The following is a 24,941-nucleotide window of genomic DNA, read 5'->3' as shown; positions in this document are numbered from 1 at the left end:
GGGCCGATCACGCGGCCCCCAAGGCGCCGTTGAGGAACACGTCGACCAGTTCCATCGTGGTGGGTTCGTCACCGGTCTCGCTGAACCGGATCCGGCCGCTGAACAGCAACGAAAGGAAGAGCGCCGCGGACTGTGCCGGTGGCAGGCGGAGGTGGTCCTTCTCCGGCTCGAACAGCTCGGCCATGGCGTCGCGCATCGCGCTCATCGATTCCTTCCGCCGGTCCTTGCGGTCGTCATGGCGATGTTCCGGCCGTTTGCCGGAGCCGTGCATGACCGCCATCAGCGCCCCCATCCGCTGAAGATGCGCGCTGAGCGCGTCGGCCGCCTCGATGAGCCTTTCGTCGAGGGGTTGGTCGAGGTCGATGACCGCGATCGCGTCGAGTACCTGGTCGGGTTTCAGTGCCTCGGCGAAGCAGGTGGCGAACAGTTCGTCCTTGTCCTTGAACACGCGGAAGACGGTGCCCTCGCCGATGCCCGCGGCTCGGGCGATCTGGCTCGAGGTGACACCGGCGCCGTGCTCCACCAGCAAGGGCAGCACGGACTGGACGATCATCCGGCGCCGCTCGTCGGCACTCATTCCCGGCGCCCTCCGCCGGGAGACGGTTTCTGTCATGCCTCCAGTGTGCGGAGTGAGCGCTCACTCCGTCAAGCGAATAAACGGGAAGTCCGTGAAGGCCTCCTTGGGGGACTCTGGGTCCCTCAAGGAGGGGCGGATTCACATGGTGGTTGCAACACGCATTGTTTGTTGGTTGGAGAGTAGTGCTTCGAGGGCTTCGGCGGGTGTGTGCCAGTCGAGGGTTTCGCGGGGGCGGCCGTTGAGTTCGGCGGCGACTCGTGCGAGGTCTGCGGCGGTGTGCTGGGACAGGTCGGTGCTTGTGGGGAAGTATTGGCGGAGTAGTCCGTTGGTGTTCTCGTTGGTTCCGCGTTGCCAGGGTGCGTGTGGGTCGCAGAAGTAGATGTCGATCCCGGTGGCCAGGGTGATCTTTTTGTGGTGGGCCATTTCCTTGCCCTGGTCCCAGGTCAAGGATTTCAGCAGCAGCGGCGGCAGCGTCTGGATGGTCTCGGTCATGGCGGCGGCGACGGTGGCGGCGTCGCGTCCGTGGGGCAGGTGCAGCAGCATCACGAACCGGGTCGATCGTTCGACCAGGGTCCCGATCGCGGATTTGTTGTTCTTGCCCAGGATCAGGTCGCCTTCCCAATGCCCGGGGACGGCGCGGTCGGTGACCTCGGCGGGCCGTTCGGAGATGTTGACCATGTCGGGGATCCTGCCCGCGGGCCGGGCCCGGCGGGCCTGGGCCTGCCGGCGGGGCATCCGCAGTGCCCGCCCGGTCCGCAACGCCTGGGTGAGTTCGCGGCGCAGCGCGCCTTTTCCCTGGACATACAGTGCTTGGTAGATCGTTTCGTGGGACACCCGCATCTCCGGCTGGTCGGGGAACTCCAGCACCAGTCTCCGCGCGATCTGACGCGGGGACCATTTACGGTCCAACCTGTCCTGCACCACCTCCCGCAACACGGTGTCCGCGGCCAGTTTCGCGGCCTTCGGGCGTTTCGCACGGTTCTCGGCCGTGTGCTGCGCGCTGACAGCCCGATAGCGGCCGGAGGAACCGGTGTTGCGGGCCAGCTCGCGGGACACGGTCGAGGCCGGACGGCCGATCGCCCGCCCGATCGCCCGGGGCCCCTGGCCCGCGGCTTTCAGGCAGGCGATCTCCTCCCGCTCGGCCAGGCTCAACCGGAGGGGACCAGGCCGAGCAGGTGCGTTACCGATCACCCCGCCAGCCTGCCGGAACAACCGCACCCCCGTCGTCGGGGACAGCCCCACCGCCCGGGCCGCCGGCTTCGCCGCCACCCCGGCCCGGACCTGATCCCAAAACCCCACCCGCACCGACCGCGGCAGCCACCGATGAACCCGCACCACAACCCCACCCCCATCAGACGGTGTTGCAACAACCCCATGACTCCGAGAGGCCTTCACGGACGGTTGGGGTCAGTAGGTGATCGCGACCGCGGGGTCGGCCAGCAGAGCGCCGACGTCGGCCAGGAACTCCGAACCCTGCTGCCCGTCGACCACGCGGTGGTCGAAGCTCAGCGAAAGCTGGAGCACCTTGCGCACCTTGATCTCGCCGTCGACCACCCACGGGGTGTCCTTGATCGCGCCGAGGCACAGGATCGCGGACTCGCCGGGGTTGATGATCGGCGTCCCGGTGTCGACGCCGAAGACGCCGACGTTGGTGATGGTGATCGTGCCGCCGAGCATGGCCGCCGGGGTGGTCTTGCCCTCGCGGGCGACGTCGGTCAGCTCGGTGAGCGCGATCGCGAGTTCCTTCAGGGACATCGAATCCGCGTCACGGACCTTGGGCACGACGAGCCCGCGCGGGGTGGCCGCGGCGATCCCGAGGTGCACGTAGTCCTTGTAGACGATCTCCTGCGCCGCCTCGTCCCACACCGCGTTGACGTCCGGGGTGCGCTTGGCCGCCAGGCAGACGGCTTTCGCCGCGAAAGTCAGCGGGGTGACCTTGACCCCGGCGAACTCGCGCGACTTCTTGAGCTTCTCCCGGAATTCCATCATCGGCGTGACGTCGACGGTGAGGAACTCCGTGACGTGCGGGGCGGTGTAGGCGCTCTGCACCATCGCGGCGGCGGTGGCCTTGCGGACGCCCTTGATCGGCACCCGGCGTTCCCGCGTCGCGGGGTCGTAGTCACTGTCCACAACGGACTGAACCGGGATGGCCGGAGCCGAACCGTTGGCGGCCGCCCGCACGTCGTCACGGGTGATGACGCCGCCCTCGGCGGTGCCGGTGAGCGCGTGCAGGTCGACGCCGAGGTCCTTGGCGAGTTTGCGCACCGGCGGCTTCGCCAGCGGCACGTACCCGCCCTTCGACTGCGAAGGCGTCACAGGCGCGACAGGGACAGGCGCGACAGGGACAGGCGCGACGGCTACCGGGGTGGGGGCAGGAGCCGCGCCCTTGCGCGCACGCCGCTGCGTGACGACGGCCTTGGAGCCGTAGCCGACCAGCGGCTTCATCTCCTCTTCCGCCGGCTCTTCCGCCACGGGTGCGGCGGCAGGTGCCGGGGCCGCCTTGCCGTCCGGGTCGACGTCGATGGTGAGGATCGGCGAGCCGACCTCCACCGTCTGGCCCGGTTCGACGAGCAGTTCGGTGATCACGCCCGCCCACGGGATGGGCAGTTCCACGGCGGCCTTCGCGGTCTCGACCTCGACCACGATCTGGTTCACCGTCACGGTGTCACCCGGTTCGACCTGCCAGGCGAGGATGTCGGCCTCGGTCAGCCCCTCGGCTGTGTCGGCGAGGGGGAATTGTTTGTACTCGGGCATTTCGGGAACTTCCCCCTTACCAGGCGAGTGAACGGTCGACGGTGTGCAGCACCCGGTCCAGATCGGGGAGGTAGTGCTCCTCGAGTTTGGCGGGCGGGTACGGCGTGTCGAATCCGGTCACCCGCAGCACGGGGGCTTCCAGCGAGTAGAAGCATTCCTGCTGCACGCGCGCGGCGATCTCCGAGGTCAGCGACGACTCCGACGGCGCCTCGCTCAGCGCGATGAGCCGTCCGGTCTTGCGCACCGACTCGAACACCGGCTCCAGGTCGAGCGGGGACAGCGTCCGCAGGTCGATGACCTCGAGCGATTTGCCCTCGTCCTCGGCGGCTGCCGCCGCGTCGAGCGCGACCTTCACCGAGGGGCCGTACGCGACGACGGTGGCCGTCGTGCCTTCGCGGACGACGCGGGACTTGAACAGCTCGCCCGGCGCGGCGTCGGTGTCGATCTCGGCCTTGAGCGCACCCGAGTGGTACAGCTTCTTCGGTTCGAAGAACAGGATCGGGTCGTCGGACTTGATCGCCTGCTGAATACCCCAGTAGGCGTCGACGGCGTTCGAGACCGACACGACCTTGAGCCCGGGAATGTGCGCGAACAGCGATTCCGGCGACTCCGAGTGGTGCTCGACCGCACCGATGCCGCCGCCGAACGGCACCCGGATCACGATCGGCATCTTGATCTTGCCCTGGGTCCGGTAGTGCAGCTTCGCGACCTGGCTGGAGATCTGGTCGAAGCCCGGGAAGATGAAGCCCTCGAACTGGATCTCGCACACCGGGCGGAAACCGCGGACGGCCAGGCCGACCGCGGTGCCGATGATGCCCGATTCGGCCAGCGGCGTGTCCAGGACGCGCTGCTCGCCGAAGTCCTTCTGCAGGCCGTCGGTGATGCGGAAGACGCCGCCGAGCTTGCCGACGTCTTCGCCCATGACCAGGACCTTCGGGTCCTCTTCCATGGCGCGCCGGAGGCCGAGGTTGATCGCCTTGCCGATGGTGAGTTTCTGGAGGTCGGCCATTTCAGTGCTCACCAGCCCCGACGAAACCGTCCAAGTAGGACAGGAACTCTTCGCGCTGCGCGTCCAGCAGCGGCGTGGATTCCGCGTACACGTTGGAGAAGATCCGCTCGGGTGGCGGTTCGGGCATGTTGAAGCAGTACTCGCGCAGCTCGGCCGCGAACGCGTCCGAATCGGCCTGCACCTGGTCGAAGAAGGCCTGGTCGGCGCCGCCACCGCGGGCGAGGTACGCCCGGACGCGCTCGATCGGGTCCTTCAGCTTCCACTCCTCCAGCTCGTCGGAGAGCCGGTAGCGGGTGGGGTCGTCGGTGGTGGTGTGCGCGTCCATCCGGTAGGTGAACGCCTCGATCAGCACCGGGCCGTTGCCGCGGCGGCATTCGTCGAGCGCCCAGCGGGTGACCGCGAGGCAGGCGAGGACGTCGTTGCCGTCCACGCGGATGCCGGGGAAGCCGTAACCGCGGGCGCGCTGGTACAGCGGCAGCCGCGATTGGCGTTCGGTGGGCTCCGAGATCGCCCATTGGTTGTTCTGGCAGAAGAACACGAGCGGCGCGTCGTAGACGGCGGCCCAAACGAAGCCTTCGTGCACGTCGCCCTGCGAAGTCGCTCCGTCACCGAAGTAACAGATGGTCGCTTCGGCAGCTGTGTCACCGTCGTCGCCGACCTTGCCTTCGAACTTCTGGCCCATCGCGTAACCGGCGGCGTTGAGCACCTGGTTGCCGATGACGATGGTGTACGGGTGGAAGCCGTGGGCCCGGTAGTCCCAGCCGCTGTGATCGGTGCAGCGGAAGATGCCGAGCACCTCTTTGAGGTCGACGCCGCGGGCGAACGCGACACCGTGCTCGCGGTAGCTGGGGAAGGCCATGTCCCGCTTCTGCAACGCGCGGCCGGAGCCGATCTGCGCGGCCTCCTGTCCGAGCAGCGGGACCCAGATACCGAGCTGGCCCTGCCGCTGCATCGCGTTGGCCTCACGGTCCGCGCGGCGGACCAGGACCATGTCGCGGTAAAGGCCTTTGAGGGCGTCGACGTCGATGTCGTCGACGTAGCGGTCGAATTGCGGCGAAGAGACTCGTTCACCTTCGGGGGTGAGCAGCTGAGTCAGCTCAGCGCCACCTTCGCTCGTTGCTCGCAAACCGGCGATCACCTGTTCGGGGGACGGTTGCGCCGCTACGGCGGCGGGACCATCGCCAGGCTCCGGGTGCGTCCAGTGTTCGGACGGCATGCGCTGCTCTCCTTGATGTCGGCGCCTCTGGCGGCCACTTGTGGCGGCCACAGTGACTGCGCCGGCGGGGACCAGCGCGTCGGATCTGAAGCGCTGGGTCACCGTCGGCGTTGACGGTTCGTGCGCACATCCTGGCATGCCGGACGCCGTCTTGGTCAGTGGCGGATGCTGATTTGTTGCTGAGAAAGGGTGCCTGATCAGGGAAAATGCTAGGAAGCCCGAGTGTGGGGCCGCCGAAAGTAGGGGATTCACCCGCGGGTCGACCAGCGGACGGTTGACCCGGACGGGTACCGGAGTCCGGCTTGATCGATGACGATCCGTGCCCGCCGCTGTGATCCATCCCACGCTTCCGGACGCGTGGCAGGATGGTGGACGTGGAGCAGAAATCCGTACGCGAAACCGTGGTCTCGACCTGGACGCACGACGTCCTTCCCAGCCTGTCCGGCCTGGTGGCGATCCCCGCCTTGTCGCCGATGTTCGACGCCGAGTGGGCGAAGACCGGTCATCTGGCCGCCGCCGTCGAGCACGTCCGGTCCTGGATCGCCGCACGGGAGATCCCCGGCGCGACGCTCGAGGTCGTGGAGCTCGAAGGCCGTAGCCCACTGCTGCTCGTCGACATCCCGGCGACGTCCGAGGGGGCCGACAAGGGCACCGTGCTGATGTACGGCCACCTCGACAAGCAGCCCCCCGTGGGCGGCTGGTCCGAGGGGCTAGATCCGTGGACGCCGGTGATCCGCGACGGACGGCTGTACGGCCGCGGCGCGGTCGACGACGGCTACTCGGGTTACGCGGCGACGACGGCGATCGAGGCCGTGCGCGCCGCCGGCGGCGAACACTCCCGCACGGTCGTGCTGCTGGAGACCGGTGAGGAGTCCGGCAGCCCGGATCTGCCCGCCTACGTCGAGCACCTGAAGGAGAAGCTCGGCATGGTCTCGCTGGTCGTCTGCCTGGACGCCGGCGGCACCGACTACCAGCGCCTGTGGCTGACCACCAGCCTGCGCGGCATGCTGCGCGTCGACGTCACCGTGAAGGTGCTCGAGTCCGCGCAGCACTCGGGGATGGCCACCGGCATCGTCGCGAGCTCGTTCCGTGTCCTGCGTGTCCTGCTCGACCGGATCGAGAACGCCGAGACCGGTGACATCAAGCTCGCCGAGCTGAGCGTCGACATCCCGGAGAATCGCGTCGAGGACGCTCGCGGTGTCGTCGAGATCGCGCCCGGCGCGGCGAAGACGCTCTTCCCGGTGGTCGGCCGGACGGTCTCCGACGACGACCTGGAGCTGCTGCTCAACAACTCGTGGCGGCCGACGCTTTCGGTGATCGGCGCGGCGGGCCTCCCGCTCCCGGCCGACGCGGGCAACGTGCTGCGCGACAGCACCACGCTCACGCTGAGCTTCCGCCTCCCGCCGACGGCCGACGCGCAGGCCGCGAAGGAGGCGGTCCGCCGCGTCCTCACCACCGACGTGCCGTACGACGCTTCGGTGGAGCTCGGCGACTGGCAGGCCGAGAACGGCTGGAACGCGCCGGACACCGCGCCGTGGCTCGACGACGTCCTGCACCACGTGAGCGGCGAGGTCTTCGGCGCGCCGCACAAGAGCTTCGGCATGGGCGGCTCGATCCCGTTCATGGGGCTGCTGGGCGAGAAGTACCCGGAGGCGCAGTTCGTGGTCACCGGCGCCTGCGGGCCGGACTCGAACATCCACGTGCCGGACGAGTGGCTGAACATCGACTTCGCGCAGCGGGTCACCGAAGCGGTCGCGCACATCCTGGACGCGCACGCGCGGAGCTGATCTCCCGGCTCACGCTGCAATGAAGGGGCCTTTCATAGCAAAATCTGCAAGGAAAGGCTCCTTCATTGCACGCGCGGGAGGATCATGTTCGAGGGTTTCGAGCTGGAGAACGTCGATGTCGGCGAAGCGACCCTGAGGGTCCGTCACGGCGGATCGGGACCGCCTCTCGTGCTTCTGCACGGACATCCCCGCACCCACACCACCTGGTACGACGTCGCGCCGCGGCTCGCCGACGCGTTCACCGTCGTCTGCCCGGATCTTCCGGGTTATGGCCAGTCCTCCAAACCCGAGACCCTCGAAGATCACTCCGCGCACTCGAAACGTGCCATGGCCCGGCACATCGTCGCGCTCATGCGTCACCTCGGGCACGAGCGGTTCGCCGTCGCCGGGCACGATCGCGGTAGCGCCGTGGCGTTTCGCCTCACGCTCGATCACCCCGAGGTCGTCACGAAACTCGCCATCCTCGACGGCATCCCGATCGGTGAACATCTTTCGCGCGCGGACGCCACGTTCGCGCAGGCTTGGTGGCACTGGTTCTTCTTCGGCCAGCTCGAGAACCCCGCCGAGCGGGTGATCAACGCCGACCCGGACGCCTGGTACGGCGGTGACCCGGAGAAGATGGGCGCCGAGAATCATGCCGACTTCCTGCGCGCGATCCACGATCCCGAGACCGTCCACGGGATGCTCGAGGACTATCGCGCCGGGCTCGGTCCCGACCGCGAAGCCGACGACGCCGACAAAGCGGCCGGGAAGAAGATCGAGCGCCCGCTCCTCGTTCTGTGGTCCAGCCTGGACGACCTCGAAGACCTTTACGGTGATCCGGTCGCCATCTGGCGCGAGTGGGCCGAGGACGTCCGCGGCTTCGCCATCGAGTCCGGGCACCACATGGCCGAGGAGAACCCGGCCGACCTGGCAGCCGCGTTGCGCGAGTTCTTGGGCTGAGCGGGTCGTGAGTGGTAGGTGTCGTTGGAACGACACCTACCACTCACACGACCAACCCGACCCACTCGGTACCGCCGCATCCCCGCTCTCGGGCCGCTCAGGCGAACTTGTTCAGCGCCGCGGCGAGTTCCGTCAGCTGCGGAGTGAAGCGCTGGTACGAGAACGGGGTCTCGTTGTTCCAAGGGATCAGCTTTCCGGCCTTCACCGCGGGCAACTGAGCCCAGGTCGGCACGCCGCCGAGCTCGTCCGGGCCGAGTGAGAGCGAACCGCCGCGGCTGTCGTACATGATCACGTCGGCGGTGTACTTGCCGATGTTCTCCCAGCTGATCTGCTGGTAGTAACCGCCCTGACTCGGGTCCGCCTCGGGGAGGACGAAGTTCATCCCCTTGTTCAGGTAATGCCTCGAGGTCGCGAACGAAGGCGGGTTCGCGATGTAGACGGTGTCCTTCTGTGCGGAGATCAGGAGGACCTTCTGTCCGGACGCCTTCTTGATCGCGTTGCCCAGCGCGGCGTCGGCCTTCTCGTACTCGGCCTTCGCGGCCTGGATCGCCGGGGTCTCGGTGTCGGCGCCGAGCGCCTTCGCCAGCGAGATGAACTTCGCGATCCCCTCCGGCATCGCGAGCCCCTGTAGCCGGACCCCGACACTCGGCGCGGCCTTGTCGATCTTCTCCGTCTGCGTGTCCGGGATGTACCACATCTGGTCCTTGAGGTACATCACGCTCACCAGCAGCTGCGGGTTCAGCGAGACGAACTTGTCGAAGTTGAACTCGTTGTAGACGTTCCCGATCGAGGTCACCGCGTTGAGGTCCACGCCGCCCGCCTGCGGGTCCGGCTTGCCGTCGGCGAGCTTCGACGGGCCGAAGATCCCGATCGACTTCACGCCGAGGTCCCACAACGCCGCCGCGGCGGTCACCTGCGCGACGATCCGGGTCGGCCGCTCGCCTTCGAGTTTCCGGCCGCGGTCGTCGGTGAACGACCAGGTCGCGCCCGCTCCCTGCGTGGGCGTCTCTTCCTGGTAGCCGCAGGCGGTCAGGAGCCCGGTGGCGCCGAGCGCCGCGGTGCCGGCGAGGAAGCCGCGTCGGGAGAGGTGCATGGAAATCTTCTTTCGCCGTCGGACCGAATTTCGTGGTTAGGCTAGCCTTCGCTTATGGTGAACGCCATGGTCCAGGTCACGGAGCGCGTCAGCTCACCGAGGACCAGTGTTTCCGTGCGAACACTGGTGCTGACGGGCTCGCTCGTAGCGCTCGCCGCGGCCGTCCTGCTGTCGATCGCCTTCGGCTCGAATCGCCTTTCCCTCGGCGAGGTGCTGCACGCTCTCTTCGCCTACGACGGCAGCTACAACGACGTCGTCGTCCGCGACGATCGCCTGCCCCGCACGGTGCTCGGCGTCTTGGTCGGGATGGCGCTCGCGCTGGCGGGTTCGCTCATGCAGGCGATCACCCGCAACCCGGTCGCGGAACCCGGTCTGCTCGGCATCAACCACGGCGCCGCTGTCGCGATCGTGCTCGGCTCCGCGGTGTTCTCGGTGACTTCGCCCGGCGAGTACGTCTGGTTCGCCTTCGCCGGAGCACTCACGGGAACCGCGCTGGTCTCGGTGATCGGCGGGACACGGGGCGCCACGAGCTCGCTGCGGCTGGTGCTGGCCGGGGTCGCGATCCAAGCCGTGTTCGTCGGGATCAACCAGGGCATGCAGATGATCAACACGCACAACTTGGAGGCGATGCGGTTCTGGCTGGTCGGCTCGCTGGTCAACCGGAACGCCGACCAGCTGACCGTGCTGCTGCCGTTCTTCGTCGCGGGCGTGGTGATCGCGATCGTCCTGGCCCGCGCGCTGAACGCGCTGGCGCTGGGTGAGGACACGGCTCGCGGTCTCGGCGCGAATCCGGCGCGGGTCCGCGTCGCCGGGATGGTCGCCGTCGGGTTGCTTTCGGCGTCGGCGACCGCGGCCTGCGGGCCGATCGCCTTCGTCGGTCTGATGATCCCGCACGTCGTCCGATCGCTGATCGGCCAGGACGAGCGCTGGGTGATGCTGATTTCGGCGCTGCTCGGGCCGGTGTTGCTGCTCGGCTGCGACGTCCTCGGCCGCCTGCTCGGCTCGCCGGGGGAGATCCAGGTCGGCGTGATGACCGACGTCGTCGGCGGGATCGCGTTCGTGATCGTGGCCCGCCGGTTGAAGGCGGTGCGCCGATGACCGAACTCGTTCGCCGTGAGTCCGGATTGGACAGACGATCGCTGGTCGTCGTCGCCGGGCTGGTCTTGGTGGCGCTGGCGCTCGTCGTGCTTTCCGTCGGCACCGGCGACTACGAGATGAGTCCCGGCGAAGTGCTCGCCACCCTCGCCGGTGCGGGCACGAAGGCGCAGTACCTGGTCGTCATGGGACGGCTGCCGCGGGTCCTGGTCGCGATCCTCGTCGGCGCCGCGCTCGCACTGGCCGGGGCGATCTTCCAGACGGTCACCCGGAATCCGCTCGGCAGCCCGGACATCATCGGTTTCACCACCGGTTCGGCGACCGGCGGCATCGTGACCTTGCTGATCTTCGACTCCGGTCCAGGCCTCGTCTCGTTCGGCGCGCTGGCGGGCGGGCTGCTGACCGCGCTGGTCGTGATGGCGTTGTGCGCGCCGCACGGCCTGCTGAGTTCGCGGCTGGTGCTGCTCGGGATCGCGGTCAGCGCGGTGCTGGTCGGCGTGAACTCGTATCTGCTGGTGAAGGCGAACCTCGAAGCCGCCTCACAGGCGGTCGGCTGGCTGGTCGGTGATCTCTCCGGTCGCGACTGGTCCTACTTCGTGCCCTTGGCGGTCGCGATGGCGGTGCTGACGCCGATCGTGTTCGCGCACGGTCGCGCGCTGCGCATGCTGGAGATGGGCGACGACACCGCCACCGGCATCGGCGTCGACGTCCGCCGGGTGCGGCTGACCCTGGTGCTGGTCGCCGTCGCGCTGGTCGCCGCCGCCACCGCGGCGACCGGGCCACTGTCGTTCATCGCCCTCGTCGCGCCGCAGCTGGCACGCCGGATGACCCGCCTGCCGGGGCCCAATCTGGCGGCCTCGGCGTTCGTCGGGGCGACATTGGTCGTCGCGGCGGACTACCTCGGGCAGCGCCTGCTGGAGTCCTCGTTGCTGCCCGCGGGTGTCGTCGCGGCGGCCCTCGGCGGCGCGTACCTGCTCTGGCTGCTACTGCGACGCAAGGCTTAGGTCAGCCGGGTCAGCTGCACCGAGACGTCCAAAGTGGATTGACCGCCACCGGTGAAGATGCCCTTGAGCGGAGGCACGTCGGCGTAGTCGCGGCCGTACGCGACCCAGACGTGCCGCGGCCCGGCCGGAATCGCGTTCGTCGGGTCGTAGGTTCACCAGCCACCGGTCCGAACATCGACCCAGGCGTGGCTCTCGCCCTCGACCGTCTCGCCGAGCTTCGCCTCCGCAGCTAGGTGTCCTGCGCACCCGCCGAGCGGAGCACAGTGATCCAGCAGGGTGAGGACGCGCTGGCCTGTACCCGCGAGAGCAGCAGCCGCACCACCATGTCCGCGCGTTCGATCGAGCGGACGAGCACCATGAACAGCCAGCCGTCGTCGCGGCTCATCGTCGAATCGGCGAGCCCGGCGAACATCGCCGCGCGTTCCTCCACGAAGGACAGGAACACGTGCGGCCCGGCACGGCGTTGCGTACCGTTGCCTGTCCGGCACCGCGTTCCACGTCGCGTTCAGGCATTCCCGCAGCTCGGTCGAGACGACCTCGCGGGCGCCGCGGGTGTGCTCGCGGGCGGAGTTGATCGAACCGACGATCGACGCCGGGTTGTCCTTGGCGTAGGCGACCAGTTCGGTCAGCTTCCACACGTCGAGCGAGTCCATGCCCTCCGGCGAGCAGCTGACGGCTCGCGTGGTCCGGGTCGACGCTCGCGTCTTCGAGCAGCTGGTACACGGAGACGTTGAGGATCCGGGAGGTGTCGTCGGCGCGTTCGACGTACCGGCCGATCCGGTACAGCGATTCCGCGTACGGGCTAGCACGAGTACCTCCCCTATGCCTGTTGCTGCTGGCTGGTGGTCGGCTCCGGCCCCTGTTCGGCGACCAGACCGTCCACTTGGGACAGTGCGCCGAGCGCGGGCCCTCCAGCTCCCGTTCCGCCGTGGAGGACCGCGGCGCCGGTACCCAGGTGTCCTTGGAACCGCCGACGTGGTCGTCCGCGGGCGGCGGCCCGCGGGTGGGAGGCGCGGCGCCGGGTTGTTGTTCATGGGGGTCATCGCGGCCCGTGGACCCCGTCCGGCGCGAGGTCCCGGGGTTGGCTTGTTGGACTGATCAACCTGATGCTAGCCTCCCCGGGCGTATTCAAACCTGACTGGGGAAGGTTGGATTCTGTTTGGCGTTTCGCCAGGTGAAAACTCGCGCATTATCTGCTGGATAAGCAGGCTCTGAATTTTACCTGCAATTTTCAAGGGGAATTGTGAAGAATCTTGTGAAGACGTTCATCGTGGCCGGTGCCGCAGTGTCGGCGTTGGCTGTTCCGGGGGTCGCGATGGCTGCTCAGGAGGGTGCCGCGACGCCGGCGGCCAGTGTCGGCGTAGCGGATGTCAAGAGCCGTTGGTGCGGCCATAACTACAACAGCTGTGTCCGGGAGCGGAGCGAGTTCGCCCGATACTACAATGTTGGACCGCTCCAGTATTTTCCTGTTGACCCCGGCTGTGCGGGTATCTGTTACAACGGCTACGTGTTCGATTATTGGAACAAGTAATCAATGCGGCGGTGGGGCGCTTCGGCGCCTCACCGTGTTTCACGTGCTGGGCCAGTCGAACCTCTGTCGGGACCCACCGGGGCCGAGGTCGGCTCCATCCCCTCGTCGAGACGATCTTCGGTGGAAACGGCGCTGTAACGTCGCAGTGCTGTGATTACCGCCGGATGAGTGGCAATATGCGTGCTCTCGACACATGGGAACTACAAGGAGTGACGACGTGGCCCGATTGAAAGCGCTCGCCCTGATCCCGGCGCTCGCCCTAGCCGCGGGTGCGCTGACCGCGTGTGGCGAAGAAGGTGGGCAGAGCACCGCGGCCGGTGGCGTCCAGCTCGTCGCTTCCGGCAAGCTCACCACCTGCACACACCTGCCTTACCAGCCGTTCCAGGTCAAGCAGGGCGACAAGATCGTCGGCTTCGACGTCGACCTGGTCGACCTCGTGGCGAAGAAGCTGGGCGTCGAGCAGAGCATCGTCGACATCGCCTTCGAGAACATCGAATCCGGTGAGGCGATGAACACCGGTCAGTGCGACCTCGCCGCCGCGGGGATGACGATCAACGACAAGCGCAAGGCGAAGTTCGCCTTCTCCGACCCGTACTTCGAGGCGTCGCAGGCGCTGCTGGTCAAGACCGGTTCGCCGATCAAGGACCTCGGCAACGTCGCCGGAAAGAAGATCGGCGTCCAGTCGGCCACCACCGGCGCCGACTACGCCAAGGAGAAGGCCACCGGCGCCGAGATCGTCACCTTCGACGACCTCGCGCTGCTGGAGCAGGCGGTCAAGAGCGGCCAGATCGACGCGGGCGTCAACGACAACGGTGTGCTCTACGACTTCGTGAAGACGAACCCGGACACCACCGTCGTCACCGAGTTCAAGACCAACGAGTTCTACGGACTCGGCGTGAAGACGGGCAACACCGCCCTCGTCAACCAGATCAACGAGGTCCTCAAGGCCTCGGTCACCGACGGCTCGTACGCGCAGATCTACCAGAAGTGGTTCGGCAAGGCGCCGACCTGGCAGCCGGGCAGCCCGGCCGCCGGTTGATAATCCGTCCTCTGTGGCCGGTGCCCAGCGCACCGGCCACAGGCTTGTCACCACCTGTTTGAGGAGAGAAATGGCTCTGAGCCGCCGCCAGCGACGATCGGCGTTCCGGTGGGCGCAGTACGGTCTGCTGCTGGTGATCGTCGTGGTGTTCGCGCTGCTGGCCGACTGGGGACGGCTGGGCAAGGCGTTCTTCGACCTCGAAGTCGCCGCGAAGCAGTTCCCGGACGTCATCACCGTCGCACTGAAGAACACCATCATCTTCACCGCGCTGGGCTTCGTGCTCGGCCTCGGACTCGGTCTCCTGCTCGCGCTGATGAGACTGTCGTCGGTCGGCCCGTACCGCTGGTTCGCGCGCGGGTACATCGAGTTCTTCCGTGGCCTGCCCGCGCTGCTGATCTTCCTGGCGGTCGGTGTCGGGGTGCCGATCGCCTTCCCGAACGTGTTCCTGCCGCGGAACATCTCGATCATGCTGGCGCTGGGCATCGTGTCGTCGGCCTACATGGCGGAGACCATCCGCGCCGGTATCCAGGCGGTGCCGCGCGGACAGGTCGAGGCCGCGCGGTCACTCGGCATGTCACCCGCGCGCACGATGATCACCGTCGTGATCCCGCAGGCGTTCCGGATCATCCTGCCGCCGCTGGCCAACGAGCTGATCATGCTGACGAAGGACTCGTCGCTGGCGTTCCTGCTGGGCACCACGCCGGCGCAGCAGGAACTCGCGCAGTTCAGCCGTCAGGCGCTGTTGGAGGCCAAGGGACTGACACCGATCGTCGTCGCCGGTCTGTGTTATCTGGTCATCACCATTCCGCTGTCGATCCTGCAGCAGCGGCTGGAGAAGAAATACGGGGCCGGAGTGCCCGGCGGAGGAACGGTATGAGCGCCCAGACGATCGTCGAGGTTTCAGGACTGCACAAGGCGTTCGGCGCACTCGAAGTGCTCAAGGGCATCGACCTGCACGTCGAGCGCGGCCAGGTCGTCTGCATCATCGGCCCGTCGGGCTCCGGCAAATCGACGTTGTTGCGCTGCGTCAACCTCCTCGAGGAACCACAGCAGGGCAAGATCGTGGTCAACGGCAGCGAGATCACCGACCCGGACGTCGACATCGACGCCGCCCGCACGAAGATCGGCATGGTCTTCCAGTCGTTCAACCTCTTTTCGCACCTGAGCGTGCTCGACAACCTCACGGTCGCGCAGCGCAAGGTGTTGAAGCGCGGCAAGGACGAGGCGGAGCGCATCGCGCGGGAGAACCTCGCGAAGGTCGGGTTGGCGGAGAAGGAAACTTCGCTGCCGACACAGCTTTCCGGCGGGCAGCAGCAGCGCGTCGCGATCGCCAGGGCGTTGTCGATGGATCCCGACGTCATGTTGTTCGACGAACCGACGTCGGCGCTGGACCCCGAACTGGTCGGTGACGTCCTCGCGGTCATGCGGCAACTCGCCCAGGAGGGCATGACGATGCTCGTCGTCACGCACGAGATGCAGTTCGCCCGCGAGGTGGCCGACATCGTGCTGTTCATGGACGGCGGTGTCGTCGTGGAGCAGGGTGCACCGGACCAGGTGATCGGCGACCCGCAGGAGGAACGCACGAAGACGTTCCTCTCGCGGGTGTTGAATCCGAACCACCAGGGTTAGCGTCCCCGGAGCTGCGACTCCAGCTGGACCACCTTCGCGACGATTTCGTGCGGCCCGGCGCCCATGAGGCTCACCCAGCCCTTGGCGTCCGGGCCGAACACGACGCGGCCCTGTTCGGTGTCCATCCAGCCCGGTGGTCTTGCGAGGCGTTTCCGGTTGCCGCCGCCGTCACGGATGGCGACGTAAAGCCTGCCGAAGAAGGTGTGCGGCGACCGGATCCACTGGATGATCTTCTTGGCGTCGCGGATGCTCGGGCCGGTGCCGGTCAGCGTTTCGCCCTTCATCAGGATCTGCAGATCGGCTTCCGCGCAGTTCAGCGATGGTGTGCGCGCGGCGGGAGCCTCCGGGAGCAGACCGGTGAAATCCTGCGCGAGCGTGTCCGGTCTGGTCGGCGTCAGCTGGACGACCTCGTCGGCCAAGACGACCGTGACCGCTTCCCGGCCACTGCCCGCGGCGCGCACAGCCCGCTCACGCCCCTCGGACTTCACCCACGAGTAGTACTCCACCGCCGGCTGCTGCAGGAAACGCAACGTATCGAGGAACTCGTCGTCGATCCGGCCTCGCGTGAGCAGATCCTGTCTGTCCAATTCGGACTGTGCGGTGGCGGCGAGCTCGCGACGTTCCTCGGGCAGGTACCACTGCGCACCACGGACGAGCGTCGGGTGGATGTCACCCAGGTTGTGGTGGTCCAGCAGGGTTTCGTAAGTCTGGAGCGTCAGTGCGACGGGTCTCTGCAGCACGCTACGCGCCGATCACCGGCGGAACCGGCTTGTCCCCGTCGTAGCCGCCGAAGAGGGAGTCGCCGTCCTCTTCCTGCAGCATGATCTTGCGCTGGTGCTCCTCGTCCTCGCCGCCCTTGCCCTTGGCGCCGCCCATCCCACCGCCACCCATCCCCGGCGCGCCGGGGCGTCCCGCCCCCGCGCCACCCGCCGGCGTCCCGGCCGGTCCGCGCATCGCGCCTTCGCCCGGCATCCCGGCGCCGACACCGCGCCCGGGCGCCATGCTTCCCGGTCCGCCCGTGGACCCACCCGGCCCGAAACCGCCCCCAGGCCCGAATCCGCCGCCGAACCCACCCGGCCCCGGGCCGAACCCGCTGCCGCCACCGGGTCCGCCGGTGCCCGGCCCACCCGGTCCGAAGGTGGGCGGCCGGAAGTCACCAGGACGCCCCTGCACCTTGTCCTCCGTCCTGGAAAGGTCGGTCTGGTCGTTCGGCCGCGGAGACGGCAGCGGCCGTGGCATCCGCGGCGGCCGCGGAACCTGCGGCGGCTGCGAAACCTGCGGCGGCCGCGGTGCCTGGTAACCCTCGGCCCCCGGAGGCGCGCTGTACGAACTCGGCCCGCCGGTGTACCCGCCGGGACCACCATGCCGCCCGGAGTCGCCGGGCGCCCCACTGAACCCGCTGACCCTGGTCTGACCAGGATCGACCGGATCCGGCGTGATCGGCCCGGACGAGACGTTCGGATCGTGCGCGGCCGGATACGCCGGCGCGAGCGACTGCTGCCGAGGCTGCGTGCTCTGGTAGTACGGCTCGTAGATCTCGACGTTGTGCTTGGTGTCCGCGTCGAACTTCGCGGCCGCGACCTCGTCGTCACTCGCCCCGATGGACAGCACGTCCTCCGGCCCGCTGTCCCCCGCACGCTCCTTCTCCACCGGACGGACATTGCCGCGCGTGTAATGGAACGAGGCGTTCTGGTCGTACATCGACTGCCGGGCGCGATCCATGTTCTCGCCCGCGATCTCGGAGGCGGCGATCAGCGGGGCGAGGCCTGCTACCCCGCTGTCGGCGGCCTTGCCCTTCCAGAAGGAACTCAGCGCGGTTTGGCTGGCTTCCATCGTCCTGCTCATTCTGTGATGGATGTCCATCAAAGTGTGAGAGGCCCTCTGTGCTTGGTCGAGCGTGCCCGTGGTGTCGGGATTGGCGTTGAGTTTGGTGAAGATCTCCCAACCGCTGTAGGTCATGGGGCCTACGCTCCCTTGAGATTCTTGATCGCGGCGGCAGCGACCTTGGTGGCCAGGCCGCAGGGGTCGTTGACCATGGGATTGCCCGAGTACAACTGTGGGACGACGGTGTAAACGAGGTCGTCACGAAGACCGACGGCCAGATTGCAGAAGCCCTCACGTCCCCCTGTCGTGCCATAGATAACGGCGGGGTAGCCCTCGATGGGGTCCACTGGTTTGAACGTGGCGAAGTCTCCGTGCGCGTTCTTGGCGTAAAGGCTGCTCAGGCCTTCCTTGTTGCCGACGACCATGCCGGCGTTGACATTGCTGGGTCCCTCTTCGAAAATCCAACCGCAGTTCTTGCCGAGCCCACCGTTGTCGGTCACGGTCTTTTCGACTTTTCCGCCGAACTCTTCTACCTGCGCCGTCTTCACCGCGCTGCACGGATCCGTCTCCGCTCCCGACGTGTTCTTGATCGGGTCGGTGACCGCAGGAGCTCCGTCTCTCGGAAGCTGGGCCGAGGGTGGGGTCGGTGACGGCACCGGAGTGGGCGTCCCGGGCTTCTGGTCACTGCAGCCGCCTGCGAGTACCACAACGGCCGTGATGGCCACGGACAGGAACTGGGTACGCCGGCGCATCAAACGACCTTTCCGATTTGACGAAGAGCATCAAGGGCTGCTCGGTCCTGTTCCTGGTAAGCAGTCCTGATCTTCTTCAGGGTATCCAGGTACGCGCTGGTGTAGTTGAAAGCACCGTCGAGAAAAGCCTGGTAGGAAGTCCCGGAGTTGTTCGCAGCCGTTACGTAACCCTGGCTACCGACCTCGTCGCCTGGAGGCGTGATCTGATTCAGCCACGATGCTTGGGTCTGCGCCTCACGGAAGTCGGTTTCCAAGCTGTCTTCGAGGGATTTGATCACCTTGTTCATGGCCTCAGGGTCGAACTCCCAGCCACTGTTCGCTGAAGCCGCCGCGAAGTCGGCCTTCGCCTGACCGCTACCCAATTCACGATAGTTGGGCGGTGAAGGCGGGGGCGGTGGTGCCGCCGCGGCGCCTTGAATCAACCCTGAACCGGACGGCGGTGCCTGCGGCCCCGGCCCGTTGATCTGCTCGTAGACCCCTTGAGGGCCGTGTCCCGGTCCTGTCATTGACGTGCCTCCCCGCACGGGTCGCGATGGGGTGCGACCTACCCGTAGTGCCCTATTGACTTCAACCGGTGACGATAGCAGGCAGGTAAACCGTCGATCAGCCATTTCGAGGTAGATCACCATCGAAAGGTGGGGTGGGCGACACGCCTCGTCCTGAATGGCGGTATTGCTCGATCAGGGCTTTTGCGGTTCGTGATCGCCGTGGCCTTGGCCACGATGCCGCATGGATCGGCGACCTTGGGAATGACAGGTGCGGGTGATCGCATGGACGAGGTCTTCTCGGATACCGACGGTGAGAGTGCAGGTCTCGGCCTGAACGTGGTGAGACCGTCGGTCGTGCTCTATGCGTGTGAAGCGCCAGGGCCGGACTGGTTGCCGACGACCAAGTCCGGCACCGACCGCGCCGCAGCCGCTCGGCATGGTGATGATCGTCGGAACGATGCTGCTGATCGCACCGGATCGTCATTTCCGGCTCCAGTTGTATGTGCTGTCATGTCGTGCCGCAAAGGGTGCGACCTGCCCGTAGTCCACCATCGACTCCGCTCAGTGACCGTCGCCGCGAACCACCACCCGAACACCCAATCCGGCCAAGATCACCGACGACCCCGGAAACGGCCTGGTCCGGAACCCGGGGCGGCTGTTCTGCCGTCGTGGCTTCATGGCAGGTTGCGGTCTATTGTCCTGGGCCACTTGCGGATCCCGTGCGTGATCGGCTTCGCTGGTGGCCGGGGAACGACGGGGAGGGAAGCGAGACGATGCCGGGGTTTCGGCGCAACAACGGTCCGCGCGATCCGGGGGAAGGTGACCAGAACGGTGACACGTCCCTGCCGCCGCTCGACCCGTTCGATCCGAACCCCGACAAACGGTACGAGGTCCCGGCGTCCGAGCTGATGAAGCCGGGGACGACGGGGCTGCTCCGGTGGCGGCGCCAGGCGACCAACGCGCCGATCGTGCAGGTCGAGGACGCGTACATCACCGGGACGCTCGATCTGCGCGCGGCCGACATCAAGTATCTGTTCCGGTTCGAGCGGTGCCGCTTCGAGCATCCGCCGGACGTCCGTGAGGCGCATCTGCTCGGGCTCGTGTTCCGCAAGTGCTGGCTGCCCGGGCTCAAGGCGCGCAATCTCCGTACCCGCAACGACGTCCGCCTCATCCGCAGTGTCGTGCACGTAGACCCCGAGCACGAGATCGAGGAGACCACGGTCCAGCGCGGCGACGATCGCGAGCGCGGGATGCCGAACGCGGCGGTCAACCTCACCGACGCGGTCATCGAGGGCTCGGTCGTGCTGACCCGCACGGTGATCACGCATCCGCGGGGCAAGGCGATCCAGGCCGACCGGGTCAACATCGTGGGCGCGTTGCTGGCGTATCGGTTGGTGGCCAACGGTGAAGTCCGCATCCCCGGTATGCGGGCGGGCGGTAACGTCAACTTCTCGGGCGCGACGTTGAACAACCGGGACGGCTTCGCGCTCAACGGGAACGGGATCCACATCGGCGGCAGCCTGCTGTGCGAGGTGGACAACTACGGGCCCGCCGCGCAGCGGAAACGCTTCTCCGCCAGTGGGATCGTGTTCCTGCCGAGCGCCACTGTGGACAGTGACATCATTTTCCGTGAAGCCAAGCTCTCGGTGAACCAGTCCGGGCCGATCGTCGTCGACGCGTGGAAGTCGAACGATCCGTACATCGATCCGCGACCGGCGCTGGTCGCGGATCGGTCGATGGTCAACGGGAACCTCGAGCTGAGCGACGGTATGCAGGTGACCGGGACGTTGCGGATGGTCAACGCCCGGATCGGCGGTTCACTGCGGCTGGCGGGTGCCGAGGTCCAGGTCGTCCGCGGGCAGAGCATTCCCTACTACGACCGCGCGATCCACCTCGACGGGACCACCATCGGCGGCGATCTCGAGGCGACGAGCCTGCGCGTGCCGTCCGGGCAGTTGCGCATGGCCGACATCACCGTCGGCGGCAACGTGCTGGCGTGGAACTCGATGTTCCTGCATCCGCGTCGTGACGTCTTTTCCGCGCGCCGCGCGAAGATCGCGGGCAACTTCCAGCTCACCGACGCGACCGTCCAGGGCACCCTGCGGTTGCAGGGCGCCGAGGTCGGCGGCAGCGTGAACCTCTTCGGCACGAGTTTGACCGAGCCCGGCGCACGCACGCGCACCAGTTACTCGCTGGACGTCCGCACCGCGCGGATCGGCCGGGATCTGATCCTCACCGAGAACAAGGAGCGTCCGTTCGTCGCGCAGGGCGGGGTCAACCTCGACGGCGCGCAGGTCGCCCGGCGCGTCGACTTCCGTGGCGCACGGCTCGGTTCCCTGCCACAGCACGGGATCGCGCTCGACGGCAGTGATGTCTCGGCCGACGAGTTCCTGCTCACGCCCGCCACTCCACCGGACGGCCGGATCGTGCTGCGGCGCGCGCACTGCGGGACGCTGGGCGACAACGAGGCGTTCTGGGCGTCGGCGACGGGTATCGAGTTGGAGGATTTCCGGTACGACGCACTGCAAGAGGACATCGCGCTCGACGACGACCGGGCGATCGACCATCGCATCGTGTTGCTGCGCAAGGCGATGGACGGTTACCGCCCCGGACCGTACGACCAGCTGGCGGCGACGCTGCGCGCGTCCGGTAACGAAGAGCACGCGTCCACGGTGCTGCTGAAGAAGCAGCAGTTCAGGTACGAAGCGCTCGCGAAGGGCTTCAAGTTCTTCGGCCCCGGCGTGCACGTGTGGAGCTGGTTGCAGCGGTCGATGGTCGGTTACGGCTTCCGCCCGGTGCGCGCGCTCGGCTGGTTGCTGACGCTGCTCGTGCTGGGCAGTCTGTGGTTCGGGCTCGGCGTCGACGACTGCATCACGAACCCGAAACTCACGGTGAGCGGGCCGCGGTGCCTGGTCAACCAGGACGACACGGGCCTGCAGTGGAACCCGGTGCTGTACACGGTCGACCTGCTGGTGCCGATCGTCGACTTCGGCAACAAGTCGCGCTGGTACATGCACGGCATGGACAACTGGGTCGCGGCCGGGTTCACCGCCTCGGGCTGGGTGCTGGCGACGACGGTGGCGGCCGGGATAAGCCGCATGCTCCGCCGCGACAACTGAGGGTATTTCACATACCCTCAGTACGGAGGTAGGTCATGACGGAGCCCAGCGCCACCGGCGAGATCGCGATCGCCGCCCCGCCCGGGAAGGTGTACGACCTGGTCAGCGACCCGGGCGCACTCGCGGACGTGGCCGAAGAGTACGAAGGACACCGCTGGGTCGGTGCGACGAAGGAGCCCGTCGTCGGCGCCAGGTTCCGCGGCCGCAATCGCCGCGGGATCCGTCGTTGGAGCACCCTCTCGCGGATCACCGACGCGGACGAAGGCAAGCGGTTCGCGTTCGAGGTGACCACTTTCGCCGGGCTTCCCGTGGCGCGCTGGCAGTACGACATCGAGTCCACGGGTGACGGTTGCGTGGCCGTCGAAAGCACGTGGGATCGGCGGCCCGGCTGGCTACGCGGGCCGACGTCGCTCTTCACCGGGGTCTGGAAGCGGGACGACGCCAACCGGGCGAACATCGCGGCGACGCTGGCCCGGCTGAAGGCCGCCGCCGAGTCCGTTCACTCCACGAACCGCGACCAGAACTCGATCTGACGCGGTCCGCCGGGCGGCGGCGGGCCCAAGGGCTGGCCGCAGAAGTCGTGGCGCAGATATCCCCGCAGGTCGTAGCCGTAGTGGATGATGTCGGTCTGATACACCGACAGCACCGGATATCCCGAGCTCCCGGCGATCCCGGGCAGGTACCGGTGCCCGCAGACGGGCACGAGCTGAGGGGCGCGCGCCAGCAGCGAGCGGGCCCGCGAAAGCGCGTCGGCGAGGTCGATCGGGCGCATTCCCCAGTCCGGTGGCCAGAAGCCGTTGTGTTCGACGTCGTAAAGCACCCCGTCGACCGGCCAGTCCAGGCGTTTCCGCAGCTGGCCGGGGTTGCCGCAGCGCCAGTCCGGCCAGCGGTCGCCGATCGGCACCCCGGCGGACAGGAACGTGCGGTGATCGGCGGCGAACCGGAAGCCGAAGCGGGCTTCGACGTCGTCGAGCTCGGCCTCGCTCAACCCGGGACGCACGGGTTCGGCCAAGCTCGCCTGGAGGTCGTGTGCCTCCTCGATGGTGAAGGCGTGCTCAACAGTGGACATGTGTTCGAGCCTAAGTCGCGCATCGCGTGGGCGCCTTCTCTTTTAACACCACGCCCTCATCACCCACATGAGGCTCCTCCCCCGGGGTGAGCTCGCCCTCTCAACGTCTGGACCTCGGAACAGAGCGGCCATCGGTGTAGTTCACTCATGTCGTGACTTCTCCTCGAACGCAGTCCCGCGTGCGGGCTCCCGAGCTCGTCGGTGACGTGTGGCTCAACACCGGCGGCGAGCGGATCACGCTCGCCGGGCTGCGCGGCCGTGTCGTCCTGCTGGACTTCTGGACCAGCGGCTGCGTCAACTGCCTGCACGTGCTGGACGAGCTGCGCCCGCTGGAGGCCGAGTTCGCCGACGTCCTGGTGACCATCGGCGTGCATTCGCCGAAGTTCCTGCACGAGGGTGAGGCGGCCGCGATCGAGGCCGCCGTGCGGCGCTACGAGGTGCACCACCCGGTGCTCAACGACCCGAAGATGACCACCTGGTCGCAGTACGCGGTCAAGGCGTGGCCGACGCTGGTCGTCGTCGATCCCGAGGGGTACGTCGTCCACGTCGCCGCCGGTGAGGGGCATGCCGAGGCGCTGCGCCGGGTGATCGCCGACCTCGTCGCGACCCACGAGGCCAAGGGCACGCTGCGCCGCGGGGGCAGCCCGTACGTGCCCGCCGAGGAGCAGCGCACCGAGCTGCGGTTCCCGAGCAAGGCCGTCACCACCGCCGAAGGCCGCATCCTGGTCGCCGACACCGGCAACCACTCCATCGTCGAATTCGCGTCCGACGGCGAGACGATCATCCGCCGCTTCGGCAGTGGAGAGCGCGGTGCGCAGGACGGTCCGTTCGACCTGGCGAGCTTCACCGAGCCGGCCGGGATCACCCTGTTGCCGTACGAGGTCGCCGAACGCGCGGGCTACCACGCCGTCGTCGCCGACACGGCCGGTCACCGGTTGCGCGGTATCGACCTGATCACCGGTGAGGTCTCCACCGTCGCCGGCACCGGCCGCCAGTGGCGCGACGGCGTCGACACCGGCAAGGCGCTGGAGATCGACCTCACAAGCCCCTGGGACGTCGCCTGGTGGGGTCCTGCGGGCGGCATCGTGGTCGCCATGGCGGGCAACCACACGCTCAGCGTGTTCGAACCGGTTTCGGGCACCATCCGCCGCTTCGCCGGTACGACCGTCGAGGGCTTGCGAGACGGTGACGTCCACGAGGCGTTCTTCGCGCAAACATCCGGGCTCGCACCTCACGGGCAGAAGCTGTGGCTCGCGGACGCGGAGACCTCGGCGCTGCGCTGGATCCAGCCCGAGGGCGAGACGTTCACCGTGCACACCGCGATCGGCGTCGACCTGTTCTCCTTCGGGCACGTCGACGGCCCCGCGGACAAGGCGCTGCTGCAGCATCCGCTCGGCCTCGCCGTGCTGCCCGGCGACACCATCGCGATCGCCGACACCTACAACGGCGCCGTCCGCCGTTACGATCCGCTCACCCGCCAGGTGACCACGCTCGCGTCCGGTCTCGCGGAACCGTCCGGTCTGCTGGTGCACGACGGCGAACTGCTGGTCGTCGAGTCGGCGGGTGGCCGGATCGGGCCGGTGCCGCTCGGAGAGCAGGCCGTGGCCGGGGACGCGCACGCGGTCCGCCGTCCGCCGACCGTGCTGGCGCCGGGCGAGCTGGAGTTCTCCGTCGTGTTCACCCCGCCTCCCGGCGAGAAGCTCGACGACCGGTTCGGGCCCTCCACGCGGCTGGAGATCAGCGCGTCGCCGCCGGAACTGCTCGCCGACGGCGCGGGCGTGGGCACGGATCTGTTCCGCAAGCTCCGCTTCGCCGAAGGGGCCACCGCGGGTGTCCTGCAGGTCGTCGCGCAGGCCGCGAGCTGCGATGACGGCGGCGAGCACCCGGCCTGCCGCATCACCCGGCAGGACTGGGGCGTGCCGGTGCGGTTCGAACCCGGTGGGGAAAGCGGGCTGAGCCTGGTCATGGCGGGAGATCCGGGTAAGTAGAGTCGTACTCGTGTCAGACGGGCCG

22 protein-coding genes and 2 pseudogenes are annotated in these 24,941 nt (G+C 67.7%); 11 read left to right on the top strand and 13 right to left on the bottom strand.

Annotation, left to right across the window (positions count from 1 at the left end):
* Positions 1-7 precede the first annotated feature (7 nt).
* The 5 genes from P3102_RS37010 to pdhA form a co-directional block, all read right to left on the bottom strand.
* Positions 8-577: a TetR/AcrR family transcriptional regulator gene (locus P3102_RS37010; protein ID WP_276371526.1), complete on the bottom strand. Its 570-nt coding sequence runs from the start codon at positions 575-577 to the stop codon at positions 8-10.
* 138 nt (positions 578-715) lie between these two features.
* Entirely contained in the window at positions 716-1,912 is a 1,197-nt protein-coding gene (locus P3102_RS37005; RefSeq protein WP_276365296.1) for an IS30 family transposase, read from the bottom strand.
* Positions 1,913-1,984: 72 nt separating this feature from the next.
* Positions 1,985-3,331 carry a dihydrolipoamide acetyltransferase family protein gene (locus P3102_RS37000; RefSeq protein WP_276365295.1) on the bottom strand — a complete coding sequence of 449 codons (1,347 nt, stop codon included), beginning with the start codon at positions 3,329-3,331 and terminating at the stop codon, positions 1,985-1,987.
* A gap of 16 nt (positions 3,332-3,347) precedes the next feature.
* Positions 3,348-4,340, bottom strand: coding sequence for an alpha-ketoacid dehydrogenase subunit beta (locus P3102_RS36995; RefSeq protein WP_276371524.1), 993 nt, complete (start codon positions 4,338-4,340; stop codon positions 3,348-3,350).
* Between the two features lies 1 nt (position 4,341).
* Positions 4,342-5,556, bottom strand: coding sequence for a pyruvate dehydrogenase (acetyl-transferring) E1 component subunit alpha (gene pdhA, locus P3102_RS36990; RefSeq protein WP_276365294.1), 1,215 nt, complete (start codon positions 5,554-5,556; stop codon positions 4,342-4,344).
* A gap of 374 nt (positions 5,557-5,930) precedes the next feature.
* On the opposite strand from pdhA, the gene P3102_RS36985 reads away from it, so the two are divergent.
* Together P3102_RS36985 and P3102_RS36980 are read left to right on the top strand one after the other, a co-directional pair.
* Complete coding sequence (locus P3102_RS36985) at positions 5,931-7,343, top strand: M20/M25/M40 family metallo-hydrolase (protein ID WP_276365293.1); 1,413 nt, start codon at positions 5,931-5,933, stop codon at positions 7,341-7,343.
* A gap of 84 nt (positions 7,344-7,427) precedes the next feature.
* Positions 7,428-8,285, top strand: coding sequence for an alpha/beta hydrolase (locus P3102_RS36980; protein ID WP_276365292.1), 858 nt, complete (start codon positions 7,428-7,430; stop codon positions 8,283-8,285).
* 97 nt (positions 8,286-8,382) lie between these two features.
* On the opposite strand, the gene P3102_RS36975 is transcribed toward P3102_RS36980, so the two are convergent.
* The gene (locus P3102_RS36975; RefSeq protein ID WP_276365291.1) at positions 8,383-9,378 is read right to left on the bottom strand and encodes an ABC transporter substrate-binding protein; all 996 of its coding nucleotides are present in this window, start codon (positions 9,376-9,378) and stop codon (positions 8,383-8,385) included.
* A gap of 54 nt (positions 9,379-9,432) precedes the next feature.
* Here P3102_RS36975 and P3102_RS36970 point away from each other — a divergent pair, with 54 nt between their 5' ends.
* Complete coding sequence (locus P3102_RS36970; RefSeq protein ID WP_276365290.1) at positions 9,433-10,476, top strand: iron ABC transporter permease; 1,044 nt, start codon at positions 9,433-9,435, stop codon at positions 10,474-10,476.
* Positions 10,473-11,477 carry an iron chelate uptake ABC transporter family permease subunit gene (locus P3102_RS36965; protein ID WP_276365289.1) on the top strand — a complete coding sequence of 335 codons (1,005 nt, stop codon included), beginning with the start codon at positions 10,473-10,475 and terminating at the stop codon, positions 11,475-11,477. Before P3102_RS36970 ends, P3102_RS36965 begins: the two co-directional genes overlap by 4 nt.
* Here the strand turns inward: P3102_RS36965 and P3102_RS37885 are convergent.
* A pseudogene (locus P3102_RS37885) lies at positions 11,474-11,701 on the bottom strand (transglutaminase family protein); the annotation flags it as partial. The gene P3102_RS36965 and the pseudogene P3102_RS37885 overlap by 4 nt on opposite strands.
* 8 nt (positions 11,702-11,709) lie before the next feature.
* Positions 11,710-12,263: pseudogene (locus tag P3102_RS37880) on the bottom strand (alpha-E domain-containing protein); the annotation flags it as partial.
* 457 nt (positions 12,264-12,720) lie between these two features.
* On the opposite strand from P3102_RS37880, the gene P3102_RS36945 reads away from it, so the two are divergent.
* From P3102_RS36945 to P3102_RS36930, 4 genes are all read left to right on the top strand, one after another.
* Positions 12,721-13,008 carry a hypothetical protein gene (locus tag P3102_RS36945; protein ID WP_276365286.1) on the top strand — a complete coding sequence of 96 codons (288 nt, stop codon included), beginning with the start codon at positions 12,721-12,723 and terminating at the stop codon, positions 13,006-13,008.
* Between the two features lie 217 nt (positions 13,009-13,225).
* Positions 13,226-14,047, top strand: coding sequence for a transporter substrate-binding domain-containing protein (locus P3102_RS36940; protein ID WP_276365285.1), 822 nt, complete (start codon positions 13,226-13,228; stop codon positions 14,045-14,047).
* A gap of 70 nt (positions 14,048-14,117) precedes the next feature.
* On the top strand, positions 14,118-14,924 hold the full coding sequence (locus P3102_RS36935; protein WP_276365284.1) for an amino acid ABC transporter permease: 807 nt from the start codon (positions 14,118-14,120) through the stop codon (positions 14,922-14,924).
* The gene (locus tag P3102_RS36930; protein ID WP_276365283.1) at positions 14,921-15,676 is read left to right on the top strand and encodes an amino acid ABC transporter ATP-binding protein; all 756 of its coding nucleotides are present in this window, start codon (positions 14,921-14,923) and stop codon (positions 15,674-15,676) included. The genes P3102_RS36935 and P3102_RS36930 overlap by 4 nt, the downstream gene beginning before the upstream one ends.
* Here P3102_RS36930 and P3102_RS36925 read toward each other — a convergent pair.
* From P3102_RS36925 to P3102_RS36910, 4 genes are read right to left on the bottom strand one after another with little or no spacing between them, the layout of a single operon-like run.
* Positions 15,673-16,416, bottom strand: a complete 744-nt coding sequence (locus tag P3102_RS36925) for an ESX secretion-associated protein EspG (protein WP_276365282.1) — start codon at positions 16,414-16,416, stop codon at positions 15,673-15,675. The genes P3102_RS36930 and P3102_RS36925 overlap by 4 nt on opposite strands.
* 1 nt (position 16,417) lies before the next feature.
* A complete protein-coding gene (locus P3102_RS36920) occupies positions 16,418-17,635 on the bottom strand; it encodes a hypothetical protein (protein WP_276365281.1) in 1,218 nt (405 codons plus the stop codon).
* A 5-nt stretch (positions 17,636-17,640) separates the two neighbouring features.
* Complete coding sequence (locus P3102_RS36915) at positions 17,641-18,252, bottom strand: DUF3558 domain-containing protein (protein ID WP_276365280.1); 612 nt, start codon at positions 18,250-18,252, stop codon at positions 17,641-17,643.
* Positions 18,252-18,758 carry a hypothetical protein gene (locus P3102_RS36910; RefSeq protein ID WP_276365279.1) on the bottom strand — a complete coding sequence of 169 codons (507 nt, stop codon included), beginning with the start codon at positions 18,756-18,758 and terminating at the stop codon, positions 18,252-18,254. The genes P3102_RS36915 and P3102_RS36910 overlap by 1 nt, the downstream gene beginning before the upstream one ends.
* A gap of 755 nt (positions 18,759-19,513) precedes the next feature.
* On the opposite strand from P3102_RS36910, the gene P3102_RS36905 reads away from it, so the two are divergent.
* Complete coding sequence (locus P3102_RS36905) at positions 19,514-21,859, top strand: oxidoreductase (RefSeq protein WP_276365278.1); 2,346 nt, start codon at positions 19,514-19,516, stop codon at positions 21,857-21,859.
* 35 nt (positions 21,860-21,894) lie between these two features.
* Positions 21,895-22,392 carry an SRPBCC family protein gene (locus tag P3102_RS36900; protein ID WP_276365277.1) on the top strand — a complete coding sequence of 166 codons (498 nt, stop codon included), beginning with the start codon at positions 21,895-21,897 and terminating at the stop codon, positions 22,390-22,392.
* On the opposite strand, the gene P3102_RS36895 is transcribed toward P3102_RS36900, so the two are convergent.
* Positions 22,359-22,928, bottom strand: coding sequence for a hypothetical protein (locus P3102_RS36895; RefSeq protein WP_276365276.1), 570 nt, complete (start codon positions 22,926-22,928; stop codon positions 22,359-22,361). The genes P3102_RS36900 and P3102_RS36895 overlap by 34 nt on opposite strands.
* Positions 22,929-23,107: 179 nt before the next feature.
* Here P3102_RS36895 and P3102_RS36890 point away from each other — a divergent pair, with 179 nt between their 5' ends.
* Positions 23,108-24,916: an NHL domain-containing thioredoxin family protein gene (locus P3102_RS36890; protein WP_276371522.1), complete on the top strand. Its 1,809-nt coding sequence runs from the start codon at positions 23,108-23,110 to the stop codon at positions 24,914-24,916.
* Positions 24,917-24,941 lie beyond the last annotated feature (25 nt).

The sequence above is a fragment of the Amycolatopsis sp. QT-25 genome (genome assembly GCF_029369745.1).
Classification (GTDB): domain Bacteria; phylum Actinomycetota; class Actinomycetes; order Mycobacteriales; family Pseudonocardiaceae; genus Amycolatopsis.
This window is presented reverse-complemented; position numbering and strand designations above follow the sequence as displayed.